The sequence below is a fragment of the Paenibacillus gallinarum genome, from assembly GCF_014836635.1.
In the GTDB taxonomy this organism is placed as follows: domain Bacteria; phylum Bacillota; class Bacilli; order Paenibacillales; family Paenibacillaceae; genus Paenibacillus; species Paenibacillus gallinarum.
Genome location: NZ_JACSQL010000004.1, coordinates 17,750 through 44,119, shown reverse-complemented (window position 1 = coordinate 44,119; position 26,370 = coordinate 17,750). Strand labels below are relative to the sequence as shown.

18 protein-coding genes are annotated in these 26,370 nt (G+C 41.9%); 9 read left to right on the top strand and 9 right to left on the bottom strand.

What is annotated here, in order from left to right; genetic code table 11:
* Positions 1 to 83: 83 nt before the first annotated feature.
* The 4 genes from H9647_RS11200 to H9647_RS11185 all read left to right on the top strand — a co-directional run bounded on the left by H9647_RS11200 (position 84) and on the right by H9647_RS11185 (position 3,981).
* Entirely contained in the window at positions 84 to 956 is an 873-nt protein-coding gene (locus H9647_RS11200; protein WP_191799875.1) for an SIR2 family NAD-dependent protein deacylase, read from the top strand.
* A gap of 45 nt (positions 957 to 1,001) precedes the next feature.
* A complete protein-coding gene (locus H9647_RS11195; protein WP_191799872.1) occupies positions 1,002 to 1,844 on the top strand; it encodes a Sir2 family NAD-dependent protein deacetylase in 843 nt (280 codons plus the stop codon).
* 22 nt (positions 1,845 to 1,866) lie between these two features.
* The gene (locus H9647_RS11190) at positions 1,867 to 2,445 is read left to right on the top strand and encodes an HD domain-containing protein (protein WP_191799870.1); all 579 of its coding nucleotides are present in this window, start codon (positions 1,867 to 1,869) and stop codon (positions 2,443 to 2,445) included.
* A gap of 63 nt (positions 2,446 to 2,508) precedes the next feature.
* The gene (locus H9647_RS11185; RefSeq protein ID WP_191799869.1) at positions 2,509 to 3,981 is read left to right on the top strand and encodes a nicotinate phosphoribosyltransferase; all 1,473 of its coding nucleotides are present in this window, start codon (positions 2,509 to 2,511) and stop codon (positions 3,979 to 3,981) included.
* Positions 3,982 to 4,161: 180 nt separating this feature from the next.
* On the opposite strand, the gene H9647_RS11180 is transcribed toward H9647_RS11185, so the two are convergent.
* A complete protein-coding gene (locus H9647_RS11180; protein ID WP_191799868.1) occupies positions 4,162 to 6,111 on the bottom strand; it encodes a heparinase II/III family protein in 1,950 nt (649 codons plus the stop codon).
* A 161-nt stretch (positions 6,112 to 6,272) separates the two neighbouring features.
* On the opposite strand from H9647_RS11180, the gene H9647_RS11175 reads away from it, so the two are divergent.
* A complete protein-coding gene (locus H9647_RS11175; protein WP_191799867.1) occupies positions 6,273 to 7,319 on the top strand; it encodes an immunoglobulin-like domain-containing protein in 1,047 nt (348 codons plus the stop codon).
* Positions 7,320 to 7,423: 104 nt separating this feature from the next.
* Positions 7,424 to 8,170: an alpha/beta hydrolase gene (locus H9647_RS11170; protein WP_191799866.1), complete on the top strand. Its 747-nt coding sequence runs from the start codon at positions 7,424 to 7,426 to the stop codon at positions 8,168 to 8,170.
* 94 nt (positions 8,171 to 8,264) lie between these two features.
* On the opposite strand, the gene H9647_RS11165 is transcribed toward H9647_RS11170, so the two are convergent.
* The 8 genes from H9647_RS11165 to H9647_RS11130 all read right to left on the bottom strand — a co-directional run bounded on the left by H9647_RS11165 (position 8,265) and on the right by H9647_RS11130 (position 21,698).
* Entirely contained in the window at positions 8,265 to 11,330 is a 3,066-nt protein-coding gene (locus H9647_RS11165) for a glycoside hydrolase family 2 TIM barrel-domain containing protein (protein WP_191799865.1), read from the bottom strand.
* Positions 11,331 to 11,433: 103 nt separating this feature from the next.
* Positions 11,434 to 12,258, bottom strand: a complete 825-nt coding sequence (locus H9647_RS11160) for a carbohydrate ABC transporter permease (RefSeq protein ID WP_191799864.1) — start codon at positions 12,256 to 12,258, stop codon at positions 11,434 to 11,436.
* Positions 12,255 to 13,127 carry a carbohydrate ABC transporter permease gene (locus tag H9647_RS11155; RefSeq protein ID WP_191800315.1) on the bottom strand — a complete coding sequence of 291 codons (873 nt, stop codon included), beginning with the start codon at positions 13,125 to 13,127 and terminating at the stop codon, positions 12,255 to 12,257. The genes H9647_RS11160 and H9647_RS11155 overlap by 4 nt, the downstream gene beginning before the upstream one ends.
* A gap of 199 nt (positions 13,128 to 13,326) precedes the next feature.
* Positions 13,327 to 14,628: an ABC transporter substrate-binding protein gene (locus H9647_RS11150; RefSeq protein WP_191799863.1), complete on the bottom strand. Its 1,302-nt coding sequence runs from the start codon at positions 14,626 to 14,628 to the stop codon at positions 13,327 to 13,329.
* Positions 14,629 to 14,874: 246 nt separating this feature from the next.
* The gene (locus H9647_RS11145; protein WP_318245293.1) at positions 14,875 to 16,674 is read right to left on the bottom strand and encodes a sensor histidine kinase; all 1,800 of its coding nucleotides are present in this window, start codon (positions 16,672 to 16,674) and stop codon (positions 14,875 to 14,877) included.
* Positions 16,675 to 16,694: 20 nt separating this feature from the next.
* The gene (locus H9647_RS11140) at positions 16,695 to 18,269 is read right to left on the bottom strand and encodes a response regulator transcription factor (protein WP_191799862.1); all 1,575 of its coding nucleotides are present in this window, start codon (positions 18,267 to 18,269) and stop codon (positions 16,695 to 16,697) included.
* Between the two features lie 214 nt (positions 18,270 to 18,483).
* Positions 18,484 to 19,272 carry an NAD-dependent epimerase/dehydratase family protein gene (locus H9647_RS11135; protein WP_191799861.1) on the bottom strand — a complete coding sequence of 263 codons (789 nt, stop codon included), beginning with the start codon at positions 19,270 to 19,272 and terminating at the stop codon, positions 18,484 to 18,486.
* A 119-nt stretch (positions 19,273 to 19,391) separates the two neighbouring features.
* Positions 19,392 to 21,698 carry an AraC family transcriptional regulator gene (locus H9647_RS11130; RefSeq protein ID WP_191799860.1) on the bottom strand — a complete coding sequence of 769 codons (2,307 nt, stop codon included), beginning with the start codon at positions 21,696 to 21,698 and terminating at the stop codon, positions 19,392 to 19,394.
* Between the two features lie 172 nt (positions 21,699 to 21,870).
* Here H9647_RS11130 and H9647_RS11125 point away from each other — a divergent pair, with 172 nt between their 5' ends.
* The 3 genes from H9647_RS11125 (at position 21,871) to H9647_RS11115 (ending at position 26,368) form a co-directional block, all read left to right on the top strand.
* On the top strand, positions 21,871 to 23,379 hold the full coding sequence (locus H9647_RS11125) for an extracellular solute-binding protein (protein WP_191799859.1): 1,509 nt from the start codon (positions 21,871 to 21,873) through the stop codon (positions 23,377 to 23,379).
* A gap of 295 nt (positions 23,380 to 23,674) precedes the next feature.
* Complete coding sequence (locus H9647_RS11120; RefSeq protein WP_191799858.1) at positions 23,675 to 25,225, top strand: extracellular solute-binding protein; 1,551 nt, start codon at positions 23,675 to 23,677, stop codon at positions 25,223 to 25,225.
* Between the two features lie 198 nt (positions 25,226 to 25,423).
* Positions 25,424 to 26,368 (top strand): ABC transporter permease, encoded by a 945-nt coding sequence (locus H9647_RS11115; protein WP_191799857.1) that lies wholly within the window; start codon positions 25,424 to 25,426, stop codon positions 26,366 to 26,368.
* Positions 26,369 to 26,370 lie beyond the last annotated feature (2 nt).

Below are 26,370 nucleotides of genomic sequence, written 5' to 3'. Positions count from 1 at the left end.
GATTATACAACTTATATAATATATTTAAATCCAAGAACATCAGGATACGAAATTGATGCCCTATTAGGAGGACAAATTAAATTATGTTATTACAACAGAACAATATAGATATATTACTTCAGAAAATGGAAGAAGCTGACGCAATCGTGGTTGGCGGAGCTGCTGGTATGTCGGAAGCTGCAGGATACAGCTATTATCAAACTGGAGAGTTGTTCAATAAGCATTTTGGGGAATTTGCAAAAAAATACGGAATTGAAAATTTATTTTATGGATTTTATCACCCTTTCCCAACAAAAGAGGAACGCTGGGCTTACCTAGCTACATTATATCAGAAGGGCGTACATGAGCTTGAAGCTGGCCAACCCTACCTTGATTTAGAAAAATTGCTCGAAGGCAAAAATTATTTCATTGTGACAACGAATCAAGATGCACAGTTTTCTAAAGTTTTCCCTCAAGATAAAGTGGCACCGATTCAAGGAGATTCCCGTTATTTCCAATGTAATGATCGTTGTCATGACCATGTTTATTTTAATAAAGACATGGTTGAAAAAATGTTTGAAAACATGGAAGGAACAAGTATACCTACCGAGTTGATTCCAACCTGTCCAAAATGCGGAGGCGATATGGAGCCATGGGTTCGCTCCTATGTATTCTTAGAAGGAACTGCTTATCGAACTGAACTTAAAAAATATAATGAGTTTCTCATCAAAAACAAAGATAAAAAGGTACTGTTCTTAGAATTAGGTGTTGGAAAGATGACTCCGATGTTTATTAAAGAGCCCTTCTGGAATATGACATATAACTGGCCGGATGCCTATTATATTACGATTAATCCAAACGATGCAATATTGCCAGTTGAGCTTATAGATAAAGGACTCGCGATTCATGAGGACATTGCTAAAGTATTGAAAACTGCTGTGAACGAGCAAGAAAAACGAGCAGGGAATATCGAATAAGTACGGTTTCGTATCTAGAATCAAGTGTTTTAATTGGAGGAACTTATGAAAGAAACATATGAAACAGTTTTAAAAAAAATCGAAGAAGCTGACAGCATTGTCATTGGTGCCAGTAACGGTCTTGCTATTTCAGGAGGCTATAATATTTTCGCAGAGAATGCGGCATTTATAGAGAATTTTAGCGATTTTCGTGAAAAGTACGGCATTCGAAGTATCCTGCAAGGCGCTTTTTATCCTTTCCCTTCTCAAGAAGTAAAGTGGGCATTTTTTAGCCGGATGTACATGTACTTCTTAGAGAGCGAGGAAGTTAGTCCTGCAATGAAAAATCTTTATGAACTAGTGAGAGATAAAAATTATTTTGTGATTACATCCAATACGGATGCTCACTTTGAATTGGCTGGTTTTTCAAAAGAACGTCTTTTCGAATTTGAAGGCAATTGTCGTAAGCTACAGTGTTCTAACAGCTGTCATGATGATGTTTATTCCGGTGATCTCGTATTACGTGAAATGGCACAAAAACAGCAAAATGGAAAAGTACCTTCCGACCTGATTCCACAGTGTCCAAAATGTGGCGGTCCGATGCAAATGCATGTAGAAGTTGACCGCAATTTCTTAAGAGATACATCTTGGCAAGCCAGCTATGAAGCGTATCAGAAATTTATTGAGACCGCTCATGGTAAAAAATTAGTATTGCTGGAACTAGGCGTAGGTTATAGAAACCAGTTGATTAAAGCACCATTTATGAATATTACGAACAACGAGGAACACGCGACGTATATTACGCTGAATAAAGGAGAAATTTATATTCCGCAAGAAATCGCCTCCAAATCAATTGGAATCGATGGGGATATTTCCGCCGTATTAGAGCAATTAGTTCAGCTGAAATAAACCAATAGATGGGAGAATAAATATGCTTTTAGCAAATGTTCTAAATGAGCCTGATTTCCATCCAATTAAAGCGTATTACGAACGATGGTATACATTCATGGAGGAAAACGTCGAGTTTTGGCTGCCAGATAGTGAATGGCATACGAAAACACATAGTGCACGCGTGCTGTTACTTGCTCTTATCATCGGGCACCAAAAAGGAATTCGAGATGAAGGACTAGATGCACTCGGTATGGCGGCTGTTTTCCATGATACTCGTCGGTTGGATGATGGTATTGATCAAGGGCATGGTAGCCGGGGAGCAGCGTATTACAAAGAATATTGTGAGGCAAACGAGTTACCCTATGATGAAAAAACGTATTTTATGATCTATTACCATGACCAACATGATTCACTTGGTTTGTCAGAGATTGAAATTTCGTGTAGTGATCATGAAAAGGCTAAACTGCTCTATCAAATTTTCAAGGATGCCGATGCACTAGATCGTTTTCGTCTAGGACCAAACGGTTTGGATGTAAATTTTCTTCGGACGGAAGAAGCACGCCGACTCGTTGAATTTGCTAAACATCTCTTACGTCAAAGTGAAGAAACTAAAAACTAATGTCATAAAAAACGCTATATAGTGAACAAACCTGACCGTATTTTGTTAGGTTAGGAGGTAATAATGATGAAGAATGATGTGGACGATAGCTTCGCCCTACACACGGACCTGTACCAAATCAATATGGCTGAATCCTATTGGGCAGACCATATTCATACCAAAAAAGCGGTATTTGATTTATATTTTCGGAAATTGCCTTTTGGAAACGGATATGCGATTTTTGCTGGATTAGAAAGAATTATAGAATATATTCAAGCATTTCGTTTTACTGAAATTGACTTGGATTATTTAAAAGAACTTGGCTATCAAGAAGACTTTGTCGACTTTTTGAGAACGATACGTTTTACAGGAACCATACGTGCCATGAGAGAAGGAGAGGTTGTCTTTGGAAATTCACCTATTCTTCGTGTCGAAGCACCTTTAATAGAAGCACAACTTATTGAGTCGGCCTTATTAAATATTGTGAACTATCAAACACTCATCGCAACCAAAGCGTCCCGAATCAAACAAGTGGCGGGTGACCAGCCCATCTCCGAGTTGGGTACTAGACGTGCACATGAATTCGATGCTGCCCTATGGGGTACGAGAGCTGCCTATATTGGTGGGTTCTCTAGTACGAGTAATGTTCGAGCAGGTAAGTTATTCGGTCTGCCTGTCTCAGGAACCCATGCCCATTCCTTTGTCCAAGCGTATGGAGATGAATATATCGCTTTCCATAAATACGCAAAACGTCACAAGGATTGCGTCTTCCTAGTGGATACGTACGATACGCTAAATTCAGGTGTTCCGACGGCAATAAAAGTGGCAAAAGAATTAGGTAACAACATCAATTTTGCCGGTATTCGTATCGATAGCGGGGACTTGGGTTATCTCTCCAAAGAGGCAAGGAAATTATTAGATCAAGCTGGATTTGTTGACACTAAAATCTATGTTTCAAATGATCTCGATGAATACACGATCATGAATTTAAAAGCTCAAGGAGCAAAAATTGATGTATGGGGAGTTGGAACGAAAGGTATAACTGCCTTTGACCAACCTGCCTTAGGAGCTGTGTATAAACTAGTCTCCATTGAAGACGAAAATGGACAGATGAGAGATACCATCAAAATTTCTGCAAGCCATGAGAAAGTCACCACACCAGGCATAAAAAAGGTGTATCGCATTATCAATAACCATACGAAAAAATCAGAAGGCGATTATATTGCCCTTGCCTATGAACAACCGGAAAAAGAATCCGAACTTCATATGTTCCATCCCGTGCATACGTACATTAGGAAAGCAGTCAAAAATTTTACGGCGATCGATTTGCACGAAGTGATTTTCGAGAATGGCAAACTTGTGTATGAATGTCCAAAGGTTCAAGAAATTCAACTTTTTGCAAAACAACAGCTTGATCTTCTATGGGAAGAATACAAACGTTCCTTATATCCAGCCGAATATCCTGTGAATTTAAGTCAGGCTTGCTGGGACAACAAAATGAAAAACATAGAAGAAGCCAACAAATCGAGCAAAAAACCTGTAATGGTATCCCTTTAACTCGTTTTAAACAGACCTTATCGAATGAGATAAGGTCTGTTTTTTATTACTCTCAAGCCTGTTTAAACGATTCTACTGACCAACCATCTGCTATTAAGAAGGACGCAATTGAATTTGGAGTTAACTACTAGAAGCAGCAAGATAAACAGGTCAACTTTCCGCATTTAATCCCTTCAAGTTTCATTTGATTGGTGTCTTATGACGACTCTTTGAAGAAATATCTTCTATCTCAAACTGGAGCTGGCATTTGGTTTGTTTGCCCTCTTGTTCCTTGCTTACAAGTGAAGTCGTATAAAAAGTATACGGTTCGCCTTCATGGGTGAAGTGGGCCGTTGCTATAGATGATGCTGCCCACAGGGCTGAATCATAGCGCAGGATCAACCTTGCTCTGCTACCACTCCATATCACCGTATCTCGCTCGAAAATAGGTCCGATTCGGCTAATCAGCCTTTCTTCTATCGACTCCGCTATACCCTTCCACTCGAACACATCTTCCAGTTCCACTATGGATCTCTCTCCATCTGAGTGACATTTGAATAGGATAGAACGGGTAAAGTAGTGAATTGGAGCTTCACCATAAGCATGCGTGAGATCAAGCACTACCTGAAGTTCCTTCTCGCTGCTCTTTGTCTTTAGAACCTTTGCCGAATACGAAGGACCTGACTTCTGCATATGCCCACCGATCACTGGGACACTATGACCGCCCGAAGAGATATTAATAATCGACTCTCTGCCTTCTTGAAAATAGGCTTTGGAATACATACCTGCGCCTAAATCGCAGAGAAGATTTTCCCCGCCGCCATGAATAATAATCTGTCCTAGATCATTGTGGTTATGAGGCTCTCCGTTATCCCCACCTTTCAGTGCGAAACCACTGAACTTCCCTCTGCTCACCCACCAACCGAGATTTGGGAATATCACTGTTCTAAGACCCGCCCGCTCAGAAATGTCGGATGTAGCTGCAATTTGATTCTCCATCTGCTTCTCACCCTTATTTTGTTCCGTATCACTCCATAGGAAATTACGAATCAGGTGCGCCCATCTTCTCACAGGGTCATCCAGCATACCAGGAATAATAGAAGGAAAATCATGAATGCATCCCGTTCGCTCTGCGATTCGGTTCAGAAGTCCTGACGGAAGCACCTCCCGCTCACTGCTATCCGAAAAATTAACATACACTCCATCCGAAAGATGGATAGATGAGGGAAAGCGAGCGATTGACCGCACATGCTCTGTTGTAAGCAGATCTATTTTCCCATGCGAATATTCCCTCAGCATCTCAGCGAAATATGTATAGTAACCAAATCCGTATACCCAGTAACCCAGCCCTTCTGCACACCCTCCATCCGCTTCATAGCCGCTCAGAAAAGATTGCATAGACTCAAGCGTCTGCATCATCGCATCTGTCTTTTCTTCCTGATCATTCATTAGAATAAGCGCAGCCATCCCGCTCCCGCCAGCACATACGGCCGACCAGTTATGATCTGCGCTTCGCCAAAAGAAGGATCTTTTTTCAGTAAAAACCGGGGTAAGCACCCGTCTTCTCACCTCAATTCGGATCCGCTCAGCAATCCTTGCATCCAGTACCTCTTGGTGCATCGCATAAATTTCAGCAAGTGTCTGTGCGGTTTCGGCCGCAAACAAATCCACCTCTTGAGAGGGGTCTCCTTCCCTTGGAAGATGTGCGGTTAAGCACCACGTATACTCTCCGCATATATCCCAGATCACATTTTCTAACGAAGCCAGATATTGTTGGTGCTCTTGCTTATCTGTGATGACTGCAGTTACTACAGCAAGTGCATTCAACCTCGCTCTCCGTTCAAAATAAACATCCTCATATGCTTTACGCTCTCCCGTCTCGGCAAATTGCCTAAAGATCGCAAAAGAAAGTTGCGGAAGTGGTTCATTTAAAGCCTGAGAAGCTTTCCATCTAACCTGCTCCCAGCTCTTAGTGAAATGAGGCTCTTCTTGGGTGCATCTTAATCTTTGTCTCCAATTCGTGATCCCAAAAGCAAAAGCGGCTGAATCTGCTTCAGATTTTTCAACCCTTGCTGACAAAGCCTCTTTTAAATTTTGCCGATCCACATAGAGGCTACTTCCTTTATCCTTATCCGTTCTACTCATTTCCATGGGGGACCAAACCACCTTCAAGAAATTTTGTCTGCGCTTTCATATTACCTTAAGAATGGAAGTTACTGAAGTATTTTTTATCTTTTTTAAGAATAGGGAACGATATCCAGCTTAACTGCGTCAAAAGATTATAGAGGTTGATGAGAAGGAGGATATGCGCTATGCCGAATAACAATAGAGTCATGAAACGCAGAAAACAGCTGCTTTATTTGCTGCTTGTCACCGGGGTTATGCTCCTGCTTGTCTCCTGTCAAAAGGACATATCTACAACTGGTTCGGATATCCACACTAGTGGATTCAAGCAAGGAAAAGACTCTATACACACAAGAGCACAAATACAAGAAGACGAGAAACTTAATCTTCGACTCGTAGAACAACAACTTCAAGAAGGAGAAGCTATCTCTTATGAGCTGGTGAATCATTCTGGTCATCCGATATTTTATGGTGCAGATCTTCGAATGGAAAGGAAATTGGGAGAACGCTGGTTCGAGATTTATTTTGAAAATGAAGCTGTTATCAGTATTGGATATGGACTCGACTCAGGTAATTCTTCTGAGCAGTATTCCTACGCAAGAACAGAGGCCCTTCCGCCAGGAGAATATCGTCTAACGAAAAAGGTGTCACTCCAGGATCCATCAGACAGCTCACAAAAAGAGTCAATTACCCTCATTAGCGATCCATTTACCATTACGAAAAGAGCTGCCTCTGAACAAGAGGCAATGAATAAATCAGCAATGTCCAATAGTCCTACCTCATCCCTCAAAGATCGAATCGAAGAAGCAGAAGGAGTCAGCCTCGGTGAGCCATCTACACTTACTCGTTCAGAACGAGAGGATATTAAACTTAATCTCATAGGTTCTGAAATCGTAAAGTGTGGGTTGTCGGAAAAAGAATATCTCGATGGCAATGCGGTTTCATTCCGTATAATGAATAATACAGACATGACCCTCCATTATGGTGCATTTACAGGAGTCGAAGCCGATATCGATGGGGTATGGACAAAAGTATATGCTGACCTTAGCTACATTGACATTTTATATGGACTGGAACCAAGTAAAAAAGTGGAACTTGATGCTTATATCACTGAAAAATTGCCAGTCGGAAGGTATCGTTTGACGAAGGAAGTATCACTTTACAACACAACAGATATCACTACTCAGGACGAAGTTGTACTTATCAGCGATCCATTTATTATCAGGCAGAATTAATCCGGATTTTGTCCATGGAAGGCCTTATTTATTTTTCTTATGCTAGAGCACAGAGCCATATCACCCGTTCTCTATTGTACTCATATAGATAAGGAGTTTCGTTCATGAGAAATATGTATCAGCAAGAAGTCATTTTAGATAAACAGATTTCCATCTATCTCCCGCCTTCCTATAATGAGACTGAGAATTCCGTCAGATTTCCTGTCGTTTATCTTCAAGACGGAATAGATCTCGTTAGCCAAGTATTTAATTTACTCAGTCATAAATTTCGAGTAAAGGAACTACCCGAACTCATTATCGTTGGGATTGAACCAAACAACCGAATTCATGAATATACCCCTTGGCCCGCCGCTTCTCTTCGAGGTGCAGGTCATCCTGGTTTTGGCAGTAAGGGTGCGGAATATATAGAATACATCACCGATGTTTTGAAACCGCATATTGATATGACCTATCGTACTTTGACTGAATCCGAGCATACCGGAATCATCGGCGCCTCTCTAGGCGGCCTGATTTCTCTCTATGCCGGCTATCTGCGGCCTGATGTATTCGGCAAAATCGGAGCTTTATCAGCTTCCTTCTGGTATGAAGGTATGTTGACCTTTATAGAAGATAACCCGCTCTCTTTACATCATGGCGGTAAACTATTTCTATCTGTTGGAAGTCTTGAAGGAGTGTATAAAGAAAATATTCAGCGTCACATGGTTCCATACACCCTAAGAGCCCATGAACGGTTATTGGAGAAAGGATTGACCCCGGAGCAGCTGAAATTTGTACTCGTTGAAGGCGGAACTCATGATGATGTCTTCTTCGCGAAACAATTTATAGAAGCACTGCACTGGATGTTTGCTTAATTCATCTCATATGTACAGCAATCAAAAAAAGAGCCTTTCTCTTATCCCGAGAAAGGCTCTTTTTGCTTATACTAAAACACCGTCACTTATTGAATTAACCCTGATTTCGAATTGTAAATTGGAAGGACAATTCGCCTGATGGATCAATTGTAAATTCGTCTAGCACAGGTGCTCCCCAGCTGTCATCTCCGCCAACACCCATTTGGCAGCCAGCAATCGTGACTACGGTATGATGCACATTTGGCAGTTCATAATGATGAGTTGCTTGTTCCAGCTCAAACGCCGTGTACGGCGATATTCCTGCTTCGACAGGCTGCGACGCCGGAGCAGTAATAAGAATTCCTTTTCCCGTGTCATTCGTAATCGCAACCTGACGTACTCCCATACGATTACCTGATTCTTGCGGAACGAGGTAAGCAGAAACATTATCTTCGGCACGGTTTTTGAAACGTGTGAGTCTTGCTCCCTCCGCACGGTCTGCATAATTCTCTTCTGGTCCTTTTGCATACCAATCAAGGTTCGCATAATCTGCTGGCACTTTAAAGGACAATGCGAAGATCGGGAACTTCGGTAATCCAGACACCCCTTTATACGAGGAATCAACCTGAATACTTCCGTCTGTAAATACGGTATATGCTACCTTCACACGTACGTCCTCATGAACACTCAGTTTATAGGTATACGTGATCGTTGCTTGTCCTTCTGATTCTGCTAGTTCCCAGCTTAGTGTTCGGCGAGTAAGACTTGCTGCATACCAAGCGGAAGAATCAAAGTGGAACCCTGCTCCTTTATCGTTATCCGTCATCGCTCTCCAGAAGAGCGGAGCTGGCGGTGCCGAGATCATCTCACGACCTCCGTAGTTCACCGAGATGAGTGTTCCGGCCTGTTTAGAGAACATGATCGAGAAGTCACGGCCGTGTACGCCGATATTCACATCCCCTTCTACCACGCGGAAATCATTTGATAGCGCGGAGCCTTTTGCAGAAATATCTCCTTTAGCTTCTTCCACAAGGAACACATGCTGTCCAAAGCACACTTCATACCCTGCTTCAGCCCATAAGGTTTCTTCCTTGAGTACGAGGGAGCAATCTACGCTATACTCGCCAGGCTGACCACTCACCTCCGGCAAAGTATACGCAATCTCTTTCTCTTCTCCCGCAGCCACATGAACATCCATTCTTCCTGTGAACAACTGCTTTCCTTCTTTGTTCAGCGTGTATACGAGTTCATAAGCATCGGTGCCGACAAAAAGATTCTCATTTCGAATGGTAACTCCCGTAAGGCTTGGCGTAAGCTTCACATTCTGATACACGAATTTCACTTCCTGCATCTTTGGAGACCAGCGGCGGTCTGCATATACAATCCCGTTACCGGAGAAGTTGTAATCCGTAGAACGATCGTCAAAGTCACCGCCGTAGGCCATAAATTCCTTACCATAACGATCTTTTTTTATAAGAACCTGATCCATGTAGTCCCAAATAAAACCACCTTGGTACATTGGATACTTCTGTTCAAGTTCCGTGTATTTATGGATACCGCCTAAAGAGTTCCCCATCGCGTGCATATATTCACAGCTGATATAAGGTTTACCCGGATTGTCATTTAGATACTCTTCAATATCTGCTACCTTCGCATACATCCGGCTCTCCATGTCACTCGTTCTATCATAATTCCGGTCGTAGAATACTCCTTCATAATGTACGAGACGAGTGCTGTCTTTCTCCCGGAAATAATCGGATACATTCAGGATTACATCCCCAGCATAGGATTCATTACCACAAGACCATATGAGAATGGAAGGATGGTTTTTATCCCGTTCTACCATCGAAATCGCACGATCCATTACGATATCTTGCCATTCCATGTTGTTTCCTGGTACGTTCCAAGATGGCTCAACTGCGCCCATCTTCTGCCATGAACCATGCGTTTCCAGATTCATTTCATCAATGACGTATACACCATACTCATCACAAAGTTCATACCAGAGCGTCTGGTTCGGATAGTGGGAGGTACGAACCGCGTTCATATTCCCCTGCTTGATTGCTTTGATATCCCATAGCATATCTTCTTTCGTAATATTCCGTCCTTGACGAACATTGAATTCATGTCGATTTACCCCTTTGAAAACAATACGCTTTCCGTTTAGATGCATCACTTTGTCTATCATCTCAAATTTACGGAAGCCTACTTTTTGAGGCACAACTTCGACAAGTTCTCCTGTCTCATTGTATAAAGAAATATAAAGAGTATATAAGTACGGCGCTTCTGCGCTCCATAGATTTACATTTCCGGCTGCTAGACGAACCGATAGATTGTTTTCGGGAGACACTACCGTCTGCTCTACAATCACTTTATTTTCCGCATCTTTTAGTACAAGTTCCACTTTTGAAGCTGACTTGCCTGTCAGCTGCAGATCCGTAAGAAGTGTACCTGCTTCATACATCTCATCCAGATCTGTCTTTACGAATAAATCTTGAACATGCACTTCTGGAATGGTGTACAAATATACTTCCCGGAAGATCCCTGAGAAACGCCAGAAATCTTGATCCTCCAGCCAGCTACCTGTGCTGCGTTGATAGACCTCAACAGCCAGCTTATTCTCTCCGTCCGTTAAATAAGGAGTAAGATCAAACTCACTTGGCGTAAAGCTGTCTTCACTGTAACCGACAAACTCTCCGTTCAGCCATACATAGAAAGCCGATTCAACACCTTGAAAAGAAACATAGAGCGGACGGCCTTCCCATCCTTCAGGTACGTCAAAATATTTTACATAGCTGCCAACCGGATTATGGTCTTCTGAAACCATAGGCGGCCTAAGGTTCTCATGTCCATCCCACGGATACATCGTATTTACATACTGCGGGTTTCCGTACCCTTGCAACTGAATATGTCCGGGAACTTCGATCTGAGCCCAGCCCCGACAAGATACTTCTTTCTTATAAAAGTCCGCTTGGCGTGCTGCCGGTGAAGCAGCATAACTAAATTTCCAGCTTCCGTTCAGACTGTGTCGAAGCGGCATCTCTCCGCGCTGTTGCGCCTCTTCGGCTGTAGCATAATATTTATGGTCGGAATGCGCAGGCACTCTGCCTACAGCGAATACGCTTACATCGGACAACCATGCTGTACTCGGATTTGCTTTTTGCTCCATTACTTGTTTCATTATACATCCTCCATTTCTATATGGGAAAGGACTGCCTGACATCAGTCTCTACTTGCTCTCAACTGATGCCAAGACAGCCTTTCCTATCCTGCTACTATTTAAATTACTTAACGGACCCTGTCATTCCTGCTACGAAGTGTTTTTGCATTACAAAGAATACAAGTGCAGTTGGCAGCGTAGTAATGACAATCGCAGACATAATCATTCCATAATCCGGTGCATATCCTGAACCAAGGTTAGAAATCAGGAGCGGCACTGTCATATTCTCAGGCGACTGCAAGACGATGAGCGGCCACAGATAGTTATTCCAGCTGCTAAGGAATGTAATGATCGCAGCTGCTGCATACGTTGATTTCATTGTCGGCATATAAATTTTAAAGAAGAGTCCAACTTCAGTCAGACCATCCATACGCCCTGCTTCCAGCAAGTCTCTAGGGAACATCTTGGAGCTTTGGCGGAAGAAGAAGATCAAGAATGCCGTAGTAAATGTGGGTAAGATAACTGCTGATGCGGTGTCGATACCAAGAAACGGAATTACACTCGATACCTTCGCGAACATTTGGTACAGCGGTACCATAATGGCCGCAAATGGAATCATCATAGATGCCAGCAGAATGTTAAACACAATATCTTTGGCACGGCTGCGATAAATCTCGAATCCATAACCTGCTGCGGATGCAATAAGCAAAGAGAGAATCGTAGTCACAATGGAAATTTTAGCTGAGTTCCAAAGTGCCTGCCACATATCTACACTATTAAATAGATTCCTTACATTCTCGATCAGATGTGATCCCGGAAGAAGTCTTCCTTTCGTAACCTCTACTGACAGATTCGTCGAACTTGTAATCATCCATAAGAATGGGAAGATCGAAATTAGGGTAGCAAGGATAAGAAATGCATACGTGAAAAATTTCTTCGGTTTACTCATTTTTTATCGCCCCCAATTTTGTTCTGGATGAGTGTCAGTATGATGACCATAACTACGATCGAGTAAGAAACAGTTGCTGCATATCCAAAGTCTGGTGTGTACTCAAATGATAAGTTATAAATATACTGTGAAATCGACATGGTTGAGTTACCTGGTCCGCCTTTCGTGATGTTCACAACTTCATCAAATAACTGCAAGGTACCAATCGTCGATGTAATCGTCGTAAATAAGATCATCGGTTTTAGAAGAGGAATCGTAATTTTAAAGAATTGAGTAAACGCATTTGCTCCGTCAATTCGAGCTGCTTCATATACTGATTTGTCGATATTTTGTAAAGAAGAAAGATAGAAAATCATGTTATAACCTGTAAAACGCCAAGTAATCGCAATGATAATCGTTACTTTTGCCCAGAAAGGATCAGAAATCCATTGGATTGGTTCTGATATAAGATGGAAATTCATGAGCATCTTGTTCACAATACCGTCTCCGCCAAACATGTATTTAAATACAACGGAGTATGCTACAAGGGAAGTAACGGTAGGTAAGAAAATGGCGGTTCTAAAGAACCCTTTAAATTTCAAGTTATCATCATTAAGTAGAACGGCAATAAAGATTGCAAGGACCAGCATGACAGGAACTTGTATGATGAGATAAATAAATGTATTTTTTACTGCGGTAATAAAGTTGCTGTCCTGGAACAAGCGAATATAGTTATCGAATCCAACAAAATCAAGATTCATTCCCCGACCTGATTTAAAGGAAAGGATCAGTGCCTGAATCATTGGATAAAAATAAAATAAGCTGATTGCAAGAACCGGTACGAGAATAAATAACCAGCCTGTTATATTGATACGTCTTTGACTGCCCATGCCTTTAGGACTTCCGGTACTCGCCGCGGTCTTCGCAGTATTCACACCACTCCACACCCTTCTCTATATGTTTTCTTAAGTATGTTTTTGTTTCTCTCTATTTTTTCTTCATAAAAAGGACCCTTGCCCTTTCCCTCCATCCATAGAGTTTTCTCTAAAGGAGAAGCAGAAGGAACAAGGGCCCGTATTCATTCATGAATTAACGAATTTGTGTGTCTGCTTGAGATTGCGCATCTGTAAGTACGGAATCAATATCTTTGCCGCCTAAGTAGCTTTGCATTGCAACAACCAAGATATCCTCGACTGCGTACGTATTTAGACCATAATTCACGTTAGGAATTTGTTCTGTCCAAGCAGCGAAGTCAGATACGACTTTTTGTCCTTGGAAATACTCATCTCCTGCTTTATAAGCTTCACCCTCGGAAGCTGGTTTGAACGTACCGATTACTCCTACTTCTGTATTCAATGTTTGGTAGAGATCTACGTCGGTACCGAAAGTTGCTGCCAAGAATTCTGCCGCTGCTTCTTTACCGTCTACATTCATTACATACCAAGAGCTGCCGCCAAGGTTTGAAGCATTCACAGAACCTTCCACCCCAGGTAGTTTCGGAGTTGGAGCTACTGCCCATTTTCCGGACTGAGAAGCCTCTGCTTTAATCGATGGAGTAATCCAGTTTCCTGTTGGAGTAGATGCAACATCACCGCCGTTAAGAGCCCCAACCCCTTGACTCCAGTCAGAAACGACTTTGACGATACCGGAATCCATCAATTTTTTATAGGTTTCAAATGCTACTTTCATTGCTTCGTTATTCGCAATGTTTGGCGTTTCACCATCTTCGGCTGTATACCAAGATCCAGCAGATTGAATCATCAGACGAACGATTCCGAGGTCATTCGGATCTTGTGTCAGCATAAATTTCCCTGTTTTTTCTTTGACATCTTTACCAATTTCAATATATTTATCCCAATCAATATCTTGTAGGTCGTCGAGCGTGTACCCTGCTTCCTCCAAGTAATCTGTTCTTACATACATTCCAGTAGCGCCAGAATCAAAAGGAACTCCATACTGTTTGCCATCTACGCTGGTAGGTCCCACTTTATAATCTGCAAAATTGGCTACATCAATGACATCAGTCAGTTCAAAGAAAGAATCCGGATAGGATTGCAGGAAGCTTTGTGCCCGGTAATCCTCAATCAGTACAATGTTCGGAAGACCTTTTGTAGAACCAGAGTTGAGGCCAGTGTTCAGCTTCTGCACGACATCTGCTTGTGCGTTCTCTACCACATTAATCTTAAGATCAGGATTCGTTTCTGCATAAGCTTCTTTCGCTTTATTCATTGCTGCAATGTTAAACGCCGGGTCCCATGCCCAGACTGTAATCTCTTTCGTATCTGCACTAGATCCTTCACTAGATTCTCCACCTGAACCCGTAGAACAAGCAGATAGAACAACCGCACTAGCTAACAGTACTGAAAGTACTTTTGGTAATTTGTTTTTCAATGAAATAACCCCCTCAAGGCTGTAATAAATATGAAAATAAAATAAAATAAGATGGAAGCGTTTACTTTCTATGCTTCCATCTTATCACTCATGTATGCGGTTTCTTTAGAACTATATTTGTTAGCTTTGGTGCTTTTCTTAGTTCCATTGTTTAAAACACTACTTAACTCATGTATTATTCTTGGGTTTTGGTTCTTTCTTTAGGTTAATTACATATTTTTGAATTTTATTTAACTTTTTATTCCTTTATTGTTGTCTACTTTTCTCGTCTTGCTCCTCCTGTTTTAGAAGAGGTATCGTGATTTTAATTCGAGTCCCCTCACCGATTACACTACTGATATCAACTCCATAGCTGTCCCCATACATGAATCTGAGCCTATGATCCACATTCTGTATCCCGATACCTGAGAACAACTTTCGATTCCTCTTTGTCTTCGGTAATGTTTTTCCTTCCGTAGTTTCAGCTGAATCTATGTCCATTCCATCGCCGTTGTCATTTACTTCGCAGACCAAATGATCATCCTGAACCGAAATCATAATCAGAATCGTTCCCTCTTCTTTATGGTTGAAAGCATGAAAAAACGCATTTTCAATAAACGGTTGCAAAATAAGTTTAGGAATTTGGTAGTCCATACTCTCTGGTTCGATGAAATAATTGACTCGAATTCTATCGCCATATCTTACATGATTGATAAACACATAATTCTTTAGTGTATCCAGCTCTTGGCGGACGGTAACGGCACTCTGTACGTTACTGACGGTATTTTGCAACAACGTAATTAAGGCATTAATCGTATCCGCAGCCTTTTCTTTATTTCCTTGTTGTACGAGAAATTTAACAGAAGCCAACGTATTATATAGAAAATGCGGATTAATCTGCATTTCGAGTGCCGCAAGTTCGGCTTTCCGCTGCTCTTTCTGAGTCTCTACCAATCGATCTACATACACATTTAATTCGTCGAGTACATAGTTGAACGCATTGCCCAGCTCCTCCACCTCATATCCGCTTTTGGATACATCAACGCGCTGATTAAATCCACTCGTTGGAATCTGTGACATATGACGGACAAGCTCTCTCATGGACTTCGTCATTTTCCTTGTAATGAGATAGACAACAATCAGAGACAGTAGAACAATAGACATGATCATGAGTGCAATTGCTTTTACATTGACCATATCACCCATCGCTGTTTCTCGGTCTAAAAGGTTCACCAGATAAAAATCAAATTCCGGTAAATACTCTGATAATACCGTAATCTCGCTTCCCTCAAAAGAAAGGCTTGTACTGCCGAGTCCACTCTTCTCTTGCTTACCTACAGCGTGCAACAGAGCAGGAACATGCTGACCGATTAACTCACTTCGATTACTGGAGATAATCCGTCCCTGTGAACTCATCAGCAGCACATCGTTGCCTTCACTCGTGAAATTCTCATAAAAAGACTGGAAATCCTGGTCACGAAACGTGATATACAGTGTTCCATAAATATTCCCGGTATACTGTTCATATAAAGCTTTTGAGGCAACCAGCACAGGTTTTTGTTCTGTACCCGCCTGATCTCGATCATAATAAAGCTGATACAAAATCTCCCGCGGATGCGCTCTTGTCTGTTTTGTTATCTCATGATTGTTTAATTCATCTACCGTAACCGACCAGTACCAAGGATCTGTCGTATAACTTCGCCCGTTGGCACCAACGAGTGTCACACCTACATCATAGGCACTTAGGTTCGTTATAATCGTCTTAATCCGCTGCGTCATTGCATAGGTCTGCATTGATAAAGACACTGAATCCGTCTCACTGCTCGTCAGGTATGTACGGACTCCTCCGCTTTGCGCAATTAAGGTAGCACTTGTTGCAACCGCGTTATTGTATGCTTCAAGATCTGATTTGACCTGTCCCAGTAACTTTTCATTCGTAATACTGAAGGTCTTGAGGAATAAATTCTCAGACATGCGGATCGTAATCGCCACGGATAACAACGAGACCGTAATAATACTGATTAAGGTAACTAAAAACAGCTTCACAAACAGACTTTTTTTGTTCAAATTTGCAAGCTCCCCCCTCATCATATATTTTGGTTCTCCTGCACCTGTTCTTTACGATACTGACTTGGTGATACCCCGGTCATCTTCTTAAAAACTTTTGTAAAATAACTCTGATCAGAGTAACCTACACGGTCACTAATCTCGGAGATTGACTCTTCTGTTTCTACCAGCATTTCTTTTGCTTTCTCAACTCGTACCTTGTTTACATATTCACTGAAACCCTCATTATTGTTGGCAGAGAAATAACTCGATAAATAAGATGCGTTGAAATGAAATTTCTTCGCCACTTCCGTTAGGGTAATCGGCTCCGCATAATGCTCTTGTATATAGTTTAGCAGACGATAAAAACTTGGGTTTGTTGAAGTGTCCGTCTCTCTCGTAATGATCTCTGCTTCTTGGATAAATTCCTCGATGTACTGGATCGCATCACGTGCGTACACTGCCTGATCAATTTTCCTGAAATAATCATATTTTCTCTTTTCGAGTGGCTCGGTTTCAAATTTCAGTTTACTTAGTGTGTTTGTAACATTAAATATAAAGTTACCAAGCAGAGATTTGAATTCAAATATATCTGTCTCATAATCTATAGATTTTTCATGTATATGTTCTAAAAAAGATGAAAAGGATTTTTGGAATTGTTTACGTTTTAATCCTTCAATCAGCTCTGCCATATCTATCGCTGACGTCCTAGCCGGTAAGGCAGGTAAATGGTCTACTTCAAGTACCGGATACGTCGGTAAATAAAACGAGTAACGCTTCAATCTCTCATATTGTTTACTGTAGATATTGCCCAATTGGCAGAAATCTTCAAATCGATTACTAATAATAAAATGTACTGTTTCTGCTTGCTCAATCTCTTTAGGAATTCGGGAAAGATTGTGTATCAATTGCTCTATGCGTTCGGCCCAGGGATCATCCGCATTGAGTAAATAGAGTAACGTGCCTGGAACAGATTCTAATTTCATATATTCCGCTTGCCCTGATTGTAAAAGATGAAGATACTGACTTAAGCTCTTTTCGATCTGTTTCTTCCCTAATTTATCCTTTACGGGATTCAGATCTACACCCAGTAGGAGAAACTTAAGGTATGGAAACCGGCGGCGGATGATTTCGGTTGTTATCTCTGCCTCATAACCGGATATCATCTTATCGATTGCTTGCGCGATCTGTGTTTCTTCCGATCGTTCTTCTTTTACCGGTATGCCAAGTCCTTCTATTTTGGCTGCTGTTTTGTGTAAAATAGAGAGCAGATATTCCGCCTCGAGTTTAGGTTTTAAAATATAGTCAGCTACTCCGTTCTGAAAGGTAGAACGTACATAATCGAATTCGCTGAAGCTGCTCAGCACGATAACCTCGATAGCAGGATAGCGCTCTTTTACCAACCTTACCAACTTCTCGCCATCCATAATAGGCATCACGATATCTGTAATCACAATGTGAGGTTGTAACTCTTCTACCAATTCTAGCGCTTCCAAACCATTAGAAGCTTCCCCAACAATATAATAGCCAGCTTGTTCCCAGTCCAGAAGATGTTTGATCCCCTGTCTAACCAGCATCTCGTCATCGACGATAAGAACTCTGCATAATGATCTCATCCCTTGACCCCCTCTGAACTCCGGTTCTGTTTTTCTTTTATCATACACTTTCGTTCATAATTAATAAATGCGTTTTATATTTCCTATATTTAACCATTTTTAATCCGTAAAATGAATAAAAAAGACGAAATCAGCGTATTTGCTGTTTCGTCTTCTTCTTTCAATCAATATTTGCCTTACAAATAATACGAACTCTTCGTTACATGCCATCCTTTTATATATTGCCGCCCTGATACTCTGTCTCATCTTGCTTTACCTCTTGTCCCTGGCGCTCGAACTGTTCCATGAGTTCTGCTGCATCATCCTGGGGTTCATATCCGATCAGTTGTTTAAGGTAACGAATATCATAGTAGTTATCTGTGTTGGCAGAAGTGCCATAAAGACTTAAGAATTTATGTATCTCTGGTGCTTCTATACATTTATCTGCAAGCTGCACTAAATCTCGCTCTGAGATCCAAATATGCGCAGCACGCTCGGAATGTGGTTTGTTATCACCCGGGAAATTACCAATTCGTATGTTAATAGAAGATATTCCGTGTTTGTCCGAATACAGTCTGCCAAGAAGTTCGATGTAACACTTGCTCAGTCCATAAAAACTATCGGGACGATATGGGTCATTCACATCGACGTCTTCCCCTACTTTATAAAATCCCGTGGCGTGGTTTGAACTTGAAAAAATAACCCGCTTTACTCCGTTACATTTTGCTGCTTCATATAAGTAATACGCTCCCGTTACATTGATCGGCAGTACTTTACCAAGGAAGTCTTCCTCATCTTTAGCCCATCCTATATGGAGGATGGTGTCCACTCCCTTGGTAAGTTCCAGTAGCTGATCTGAATTCGTAACATCGAGTGGTTGTATCTTCTTCGTTTCGTCTCCCATGAGATCTGTTGCGATCACTTCGTATTTGCCCGTCTCTCGTAAACCTGCAGCGAGGCAGCTTCCAATTTTACCTGCGGCACCCGTAATCAGTATTCTTTTACGTTCTGAGTTATGTCCCATTCCTATACCCCCTGTTTTATGTCATCACAGAAAGTATTAACCAAAAACCCATAGACATATCACAAGGTTGAACTGCACCCCTATTGTTAGGTGTGTCTAACAATAGGGGTCACTTCAGCTCAGGCTTCGATTTGCATCGTTTTTTGTCTGTATTGGCCAGGGGTTAAACCTTCCTGCTTACGGAAAGAACGGATGAAATTCTGCGAATTGTTGTAACGAAGCTTCGCTGCGATGTCTTTTACGGGAATATCCGTTTCGGCCAGCCACTTCTTCGCAATTTGAAACCGGTAAACAGATAAATATTCACTAAAAAAATAATTCGTTTCTTTCCGAAATACACTGCTTAAATAGTTAGCATTGTAGTGAAGCCTGGAAGCACATTCTTCCAGTGTCAGATCAGTATCATAATAACGATGAATAAGCTCGATTATTTTCTCCGATATGTTGTGATACTGCGCATCCTGACGGTCACGGAACACTTTAATCATCGGATGGATCACAGCTGTCCAGAACCAATCCTCAATTTCGGCTACAATATGGCAATCTAGCAGTTCCTCAAATAATGTTCCTGTTCCATAATAAATCTGCTTCAAGCTAATACCTGATTCTTGCATCGTAATCAGCAGGTTATTAAGCAGGCGCGATAACGGAATCTGGTACTCCTGCGGCGACATCTCGGTTGCAAACACATGCCTTAGCAGCTGATCGAGCAATTCCTTTGCTTTCTCAGCGTTTGCGAGCTTAACCGCATCCAGCAGCTCGTTTTCTAGATGATTGGGGTAATTGAGCTTCAAGTAAGGTTTCCCAGAGTTAATATTTTCAAACTGAATGATAATACCGTCTCCTAGAGTCATGCGATGCTTTAACGCCTCTAGCCCTTCTTTATAAGCAATCGAAAGGGTTCGGATATCATGGAACGGAAGACTCATACCAATGCTAACCTGCACGCTTAAGTAACTTGTAATTTCACTCATTAGCTGCTCCGTTGCGGTATAGATTTTAGCTTGGAAAGCAGTCTTTTCGCTCTCCCTGCTACCGATAAGGGCAACAACCGTGTGGTCAATCATCACTGGAGCCAGCTGTTCTTCCTCCGGAATAAGCTCTTCTACCATATTTTGCACGGCAAATAATAATAGCTCTAAATCTTGCTTCTCATATCTCGTTTGCTCAAGTGTCCCCATTTGTATCGTAAGCACCGACATCGTCTTCCACTCCTCAAGCTGCCGGCTGTAATCAAACTGCTCTAGCTTGTCATGCAGCTCCTTTGCCTTCACCTTACCCTGAAAAGCACGAATTAAGAAAAACGTACGCACTTGCTTAAGCTGCTTTCTCACTTCATCTTCCAGCCTCGATTTGGATTGAAATAAGGCATGCACCTGTTCACCGATCAGTTGAAACTCGTTGCTTGTCTTCTCATCTGCATTGCGGTGGCCAAATTGTTTCAGCAATAGTTTAATAGGCGAATACATCCGTTTTGAACCCAGCCAGGCAATAGTGACGCAGATCAGCAGAATGAGTAAACAGGCATAAAGCGTATACGCTCCAATTTTTTTGGATTCACTGGTCATACTTTGAATAGAATCATAGCTGACATAGGTCCAGTCATTAAACTCGGAACGATAATATGTTATAGAAAAAGGCTCCTCACCAATATGCGATTCATATTGCCCCGAAGCACCACTCAATTGCGTCAGACTATTAATGCCTGTCTTCTCCGCAGGCTCGCCAATTAACGATTCATCCGAGTGCAAAATAATCTGCCCCTGCTCATTCACAATCATCAGTCCACTTAGATCAGAATGATTCGTACCTAGCAAGGACTGCACATCACAGGCGGGAATGTTAGCGATTGCCAGACCATGCGGATCAAGTCCTGTTGAAGGAAGATGTTTAACAAGACCTATGCTGTAGGAGCAGGCTGGATTATTCGCATTTTCTTCGCTGTAGAACCATGTAGATGGATTCAAAGACCAAGAGGTTGCGTCAGGAAGCCCCATCAGGCTCGCCAGCTGATCATGATAAGGGTACTCATCAAACTTATAGAGACCTGAATTTTTAATCATCCAGTTATAACGCTCATTAATAAGAATGACATCTTCGAGCTTTGTATCGAATGATTGCATATAGCGGATTTCAGTACGCAAGTCGTTATACATAATGAAATCGTTTTCAGTTATATTTAAATTAAGAGCTTTCTTCATAAAAGACGAATTGATTACTTGATTAAGTGTTTGGTTGACAGTCGTTAATTTTTGCTCTACATTGGATTTAATTTGCATGATTAACATTAACTTGCTTTCATTTACGTTTTTCTGTATTTCATTGGATGATGTTAAATAAGAGAATGCACCGATAAAAATAACCGGAAGCGTGCTTAATAAGAACCCGAATATCGTCATTTTGGAAAGGAAACTTAAAGAACGCACCTAAGCATCACCTACACTTCACTTGTTATATTTATCGTACTGCTATTGTATGGGAACAGCCTTTTTACGAGCAATAATCATCTACCTGTCGGATAATCATTATATTAGATTACAGGCAATCGAGAGGAATCGACGCTTCTCTCATTCTAAATAAGAAGGAGGCAGAATGCTTATGAAAGGGTTCCAATCGGAGAAGAGATTCTTTATAATCACTTCCATATTTACCATTATACTTCTAATTGTAAGCGCATGCAGTAATAATTCTTCTAAAAAACCAAATGCTGCTTCGATAGAGGATTCACCCATTTCCATTATGCTCCCCCTTCACTTCCCTACACCCCCAAGTGATGAAATGCAGTCCATGCTCGAAGAATGGAGTGGCTTTACTCTAGATATCAACTGGATTCCAGATGGGATCTATAGCGATAAGATGAATACTGCATTAACAACGAACTCCTTAAAGAAAGTGACCTTTGTTAGAAATACGGACTTCCTTCTCCTGAAAAACACAATAAGATCCGGCGCATTCTGGGAGATCGGACCTTACTTAGAGGATTATCCTAACCTTAAATACTTAAATAAAGATATCCTGAAGCAGGCTGCCGTTGATGATCGCATCTATGGTTTATATACAGAGCGTCCATCGTCACGACAAGGCGCGATCATTCGACAGGATTGGCTAGAACATCTAGATCTTGCCGTGCCGCGAACCCTTGATGAATTGTATGAGGTTCTTCATGCCTTTACATATAATGACCCTGATGGGAACGGGAAGGCAGATACAATTGGCCTTGCTGACCGTAATGATCTTATCTATGGAGCGTTCAAAACAGTCAGCTCGTATTTCGGGACACCTAATAACTGGAGTATAGAAGAGGGCACATTTATACCAGAGTTTGAGACACAAGCTTATATGGAGACAATGAATTTTTTCAAAAAACTATATAACGAGCAGCTCATTAACCGTGATTTTGCTGTGACAAGCAAAGAAGTACAGCGGAATATGATCATTAATGGCAAAGCCGGCGTCTATATTGGAAGCATGACCGATATTCAGCGCTTATATGAGGAAGCTAGAATGATAGATCCGAATGCTTCATTTACTTTATCCAACCGGATTAAAGGTCCTAACGGATACCGGGTGTGGTCCATTCCGAATTTTAACGGATTATATTTATTTTCAAAAAAGGCGATCAAAACGGAAGAAGAATTGAAGCATATTTTAGCTTTCTTTGACCGCACAATGGAAAAAGATGTTGCAAACTTGCTGAAATACGGAATAGAAGGAAAGCACTATACGCTGGAGAATGGTCAAGTCCGCCTGCCGGAGGAAACAACTCAGCTGCGTGTCCAAGAAGTGAATGCTTTTTATATGTTGATGATTGCCGACATGAATAACCCGAGTGTTATGGAGGTCGCAGAGAAAGAGACCTTAACAGCTATTGCAGACCAGCTTAGCCAGGATAATGAAAACTTTCTCGTCGCAGACCCCGCGGCTCATTTGGAATCAAAAACGTATGATGAGCGAAATGCAGAGCTCAGTAAAATTATTACAGACGCTACCTACAACTATATTCTTGGCAATTTGACGAAGGAGGGATTTCAGCATGAGACGAAACGCTGGCGTACAAATGGCGGCAACACGATCATAAAGGAGTTATCTGAAGCTCTAAAAAATTAACAATCGGCTTCGCCCCAAGCAGCTACTGCTTGGGGTTTTTAGCGTATTGCTACATCATGCAAGTAAGGATTCCCTTTTTCCTGCACCCGAGTAGCACTATTTGCAATGAATATCCCCTCTTCGCTCTCCTTGGCTCTTATAGACACCATGGTGTCATTTCCCACGCAATAATCATTTCATCAGACTTTTGCTGGTATGCCTGCATATGAGCAAATGATTGTATACGATACTTTATCCATTCGGTAGTGTTTAGTGTGTAAGCCAAATCCCATCGTTAAATGGAGGTCACAAAGGAATGAAAAAGAAAAAGCCTTTATCCTTGGCTCTATGTGCTGTCATGTCCCTAACACTACTTCTCTCCGCCTGCTCTGGCGGAAACGGTACAGGCACAACATCTACCGGATCGGGTGATACGGGTTCCAGCCCTAACACCAGTACACCGAAGGATGATAGCCCAGCAGAAATTACCATCATGCTGCCGCTGAATACGGCGGAGACTCCAACCGACACCATTAAAAATGAACTAGAGAAGCTGACAAACACAAAACTTACGTATCAATTCTTTCCAGCGGATACATATGAGGAGAAGCTAAACACGGCATTTGCTACCGGCTCCCTGCCGCAAGCGACTTATTTGAAAAATGCTACAACATTCTTGCTCATGCGTGAAGCAATTAAGGAAGGACAGTTCTGGGAGATTGGCCCTTACTTAAGCGAGTTCCCAAATTTGAGCAAGTTGAAGCCAGAAGTACTTGATAATACAAAGGTCGAAGACAAATTATATTCTTTATATCTCGGCCGCCCGCTTGCCCGTCAAGGAATCATCTATCGTAAAGACTGGGCAGATAAGCTGAATATTGCTCCTCCAGAAACAACAGAAGAGCTGTTCGCTATGGCTAAAGCATTTACTGAGCAGGACCCTGACGGCAATGGACAAAATGATACAACAGGCATTGCAGACCGTAATGAGCTCGTTTTTGGCGCCTTTAAGACGGTATCCTCTTGGTTCGGTACACCGAACAACTGGGGTGAGAAAGACGGCCAGCTGCTGCCTGAATTTATGTTCCCTGAATATATCGATACCATGTCCTTTTTCAAATCACTTCGTGATAACGGTTACATGAATCAAGATTTTGCTGCTACAAGCAAAACAGACGCTGTTAATTTGTTCACGAGTGGTAAAGCAGGTATTTATATCGGCGGATCTATGCCGGATATTACAACACTTGATAAGGACTTGATCAAAAACGTACCAACCGCTGTCCTTGATGCACACAGCATGGTGAAAAGCCCAGACGGCAACATTCATCAATGGATGATTGCAGGTTATAACAACCTTGTGTTGTTCCCAAAAACAGCAATCAAGGATGAGGCAGAACTCAAGAAAATTCTAGGTTTCTTCGACAAAATGATGACACCAGAAGTGGCTAACCTCATGTTCTGGGGTATCGAAGGCACACACTATACCGTCGTAGACGGAAAAGCGAAGCCATCTGAAGATAAAGAACTGACAGAACGTGAAGTGAAGGGCTATAAGGACAGTGTAATCGGTGAGGCAGAAACAAATGGCATGTACGAGAGCTTAAATGAGCTGCCAGGACGTATTCGTGCGGAAGAACTCATTAAGGAAAATGAGAAGTACGGCGTGAAAGACCCTACTGCTGCACTGGATTCATCCACCTATGCATCGAAAGGCGTAGAGCTGCAACAGACGATTACTGATGCTACGTACAAGTTTATCTATGGACAAATCGACCAAGCCGGCTTTGAGAAGGAAATTGAGAAATGGAAGAAGCAAGGCGGCGAGAAAATGATCGAGGAGTTTAATGCGAGTTACAAAAAATAAAAGCGGGGCGGCCAATATTAACCGGCCTCTCGGTTAGGCAGAAGGCAGTGCATGCAGATCGTTTCATGAATAGAGCCTGTATTCAATAACAGCAGCCATATATCAGGCTCACTTAAGGAACGCTCTGCTCGCGCTGCTTATTATGCCAGAGCAGAGTCTTAGCCCCTAGCGGAGCCAACTTTGGAAGGATGAGGACTTATGGAGGAGACCGTGATCAGCCGACAAGTTACCAAGACGCATCCAGCATGGCGCAAGCGATTTTGGCGAAACAAATGGCTGTATCTCATGATTGTGCCCGGCATTATTTATTTTCTTATCTTTAAATATATCCCGATGTTTGGACTTGTCATTTCGTTCCAAGACTATAAACCGTTCAAAGGCATACTAGGTAGTGAATGGGTAGGATTTAAGCATTTTGAGCGGTTGTTTACTGAGCCGGACTTCTGGAACATTTTATCCAATACATTACTATTGTTTGGTATGAACCTGCTATTTTACTTTCCGATCCCTATTATCTTAGCCTTAATGCTTAATGAGGTAAGAATCACGTTTTTCAAAAGATTTTTTCAGACACTGGTTTATCTGCCCCATTTTATGTCTTGGGTCATCATCGTATCCATCAGTTATGTCATGCTGACCATGGACGGCGGCATTGTCAATGAACTGCTTGTTCAACTTGGTTTTAGTAAAATTAATTTCCTGCTTAGTCCTGAATGGTTCCGACCGACTTATATTATTCAGGTGATCTGGCGAGAAGCGGGCTGGGGAACCATTATATACTTGGCGGCAATCGCAGCGGTAGATCCTCAGCTGTATGAAGCGGCAAGGATGGACGGAGCTGGACGGCTTCGTCAAGTGTGGCATATCACTCTGCCAGCCATTCGTAGTGTAATTATCGTCCTGTTAATATTGAAAATTGGCGATGTTCTTGAGCTTGGCTTTGAGCATGTATACCTGCTGCTCAACTCAATGAATCGGGAAGTTGCTGAAATAATTGACACCTATGTGTATACCGCTGGCCTAAGACAAATGCAGTTCAGTTATAGCTCGGCAGTTGGCTTCTTCAAGTCACTTGTTGGTTTAGTACTCGTTATGCTGGCAAACCGCTTATCCAAAAAAATGGGTGAAGAAGGCATCTATTAATG

Coding starts and splice junctions, on each gene's coding strand:
- H9647_RS11200 (WP_191799875.1), top strand. CDS start 84: ATGTTATTACAACAGAACAATATAGATATATTACTTCAGAAAATGGAA.
- H9647_RS11195 (WP_191799872.1), top strand. CDS start 1,002: ATGAAAGAAACATATGAAACAGTTTTAAAAAAAATCGAAGAAGCTGAC.
- H9647_RS11190 (WP_191799870.1), top strand. CDS start 1,867: ATGCTTTTAGCAAATGTTCTAAATGAGCCTGATTTCCATCCAATTAAA.
- H9647_RS11185 (WP_191799869.1), top strand. CDS start 2,509: ATGATGAAGAATGATGTGGACGATAGCTTCGCCCTACACACGGACCTG.
- H9647_RS11180 (WP_191799868.1), bottom strand. CDS start 6,111: ATGGAAATGAGTAGAACGGATAAGGATAAAGGAAGTAGCCTCTATGTG.
- H9647_RS11175 (WP_191799867.1), top strand. CDS start 6,273: ATGCCGAATAACAATAGAGTCATGAAACGCAGAAAACAGCTGCTTTAT.
- H9647_RS11170 (WP_191799866.1), top strand. CDS start 7,424: ATGAGAAATATGTATCAGCAAGAAGTCATTTTAGATAAACAGATTTCC.
- H9647_RS11165 (WP_191799865.1), bottom strand. CDS start 11,330: ATGAAACAAGTAATGGAGCAAAAAGCAAATCCGAGTACAGCATGGTTG.
- H9647_RS11160 (WP_191799864.1), bottom strand. CDS start 12,258: ATGAGTAAACCGAAGAAATTTTTCACGTATGCATTTCTTATCCTTGCT.
- H9647_RS11155 (WP_191800315.1), bottom strand. CDS start 13,127: ATGGGCAGTCAAAGACGTATCAATATAACAGGCTGGTTATTTATTCTC.
- H9647_RS11140 (WP_191799862.1), bottom strand. CDS start 18,269: ATGAGATCATTATGCAGAGTTCTTATCGTCGATGACGAGATGCTGGTT.
- H9647_RS11135 (WP_191799861.1), bottom strand. CDS start 19,272: ATGGGACATAACTCAGAACGTAAAAGAATACTGATTACGGGTGCCGCA.
- H9647_RS11125 (WP_191799859.1), top strand. CDS start 21,871: ATGAAAGGGTTCCAATCGGAGAAGAGATTCTTTATAATCACTTCCATA.
- H9647_RS11120 (WP_191799858.1), top strand. CDS start 23,675: ATGAAAAAGAAAAAGCCTTTATCCTTGGCTCTATGTGCTGTCATGTCC.
- H9647_RS11115 (WP_191799857.1), top strand. CDS start 25,424: ATGGAGGAGACCGTGATCAGCCGACAAGTTACCAAGACGCATCCAGCA.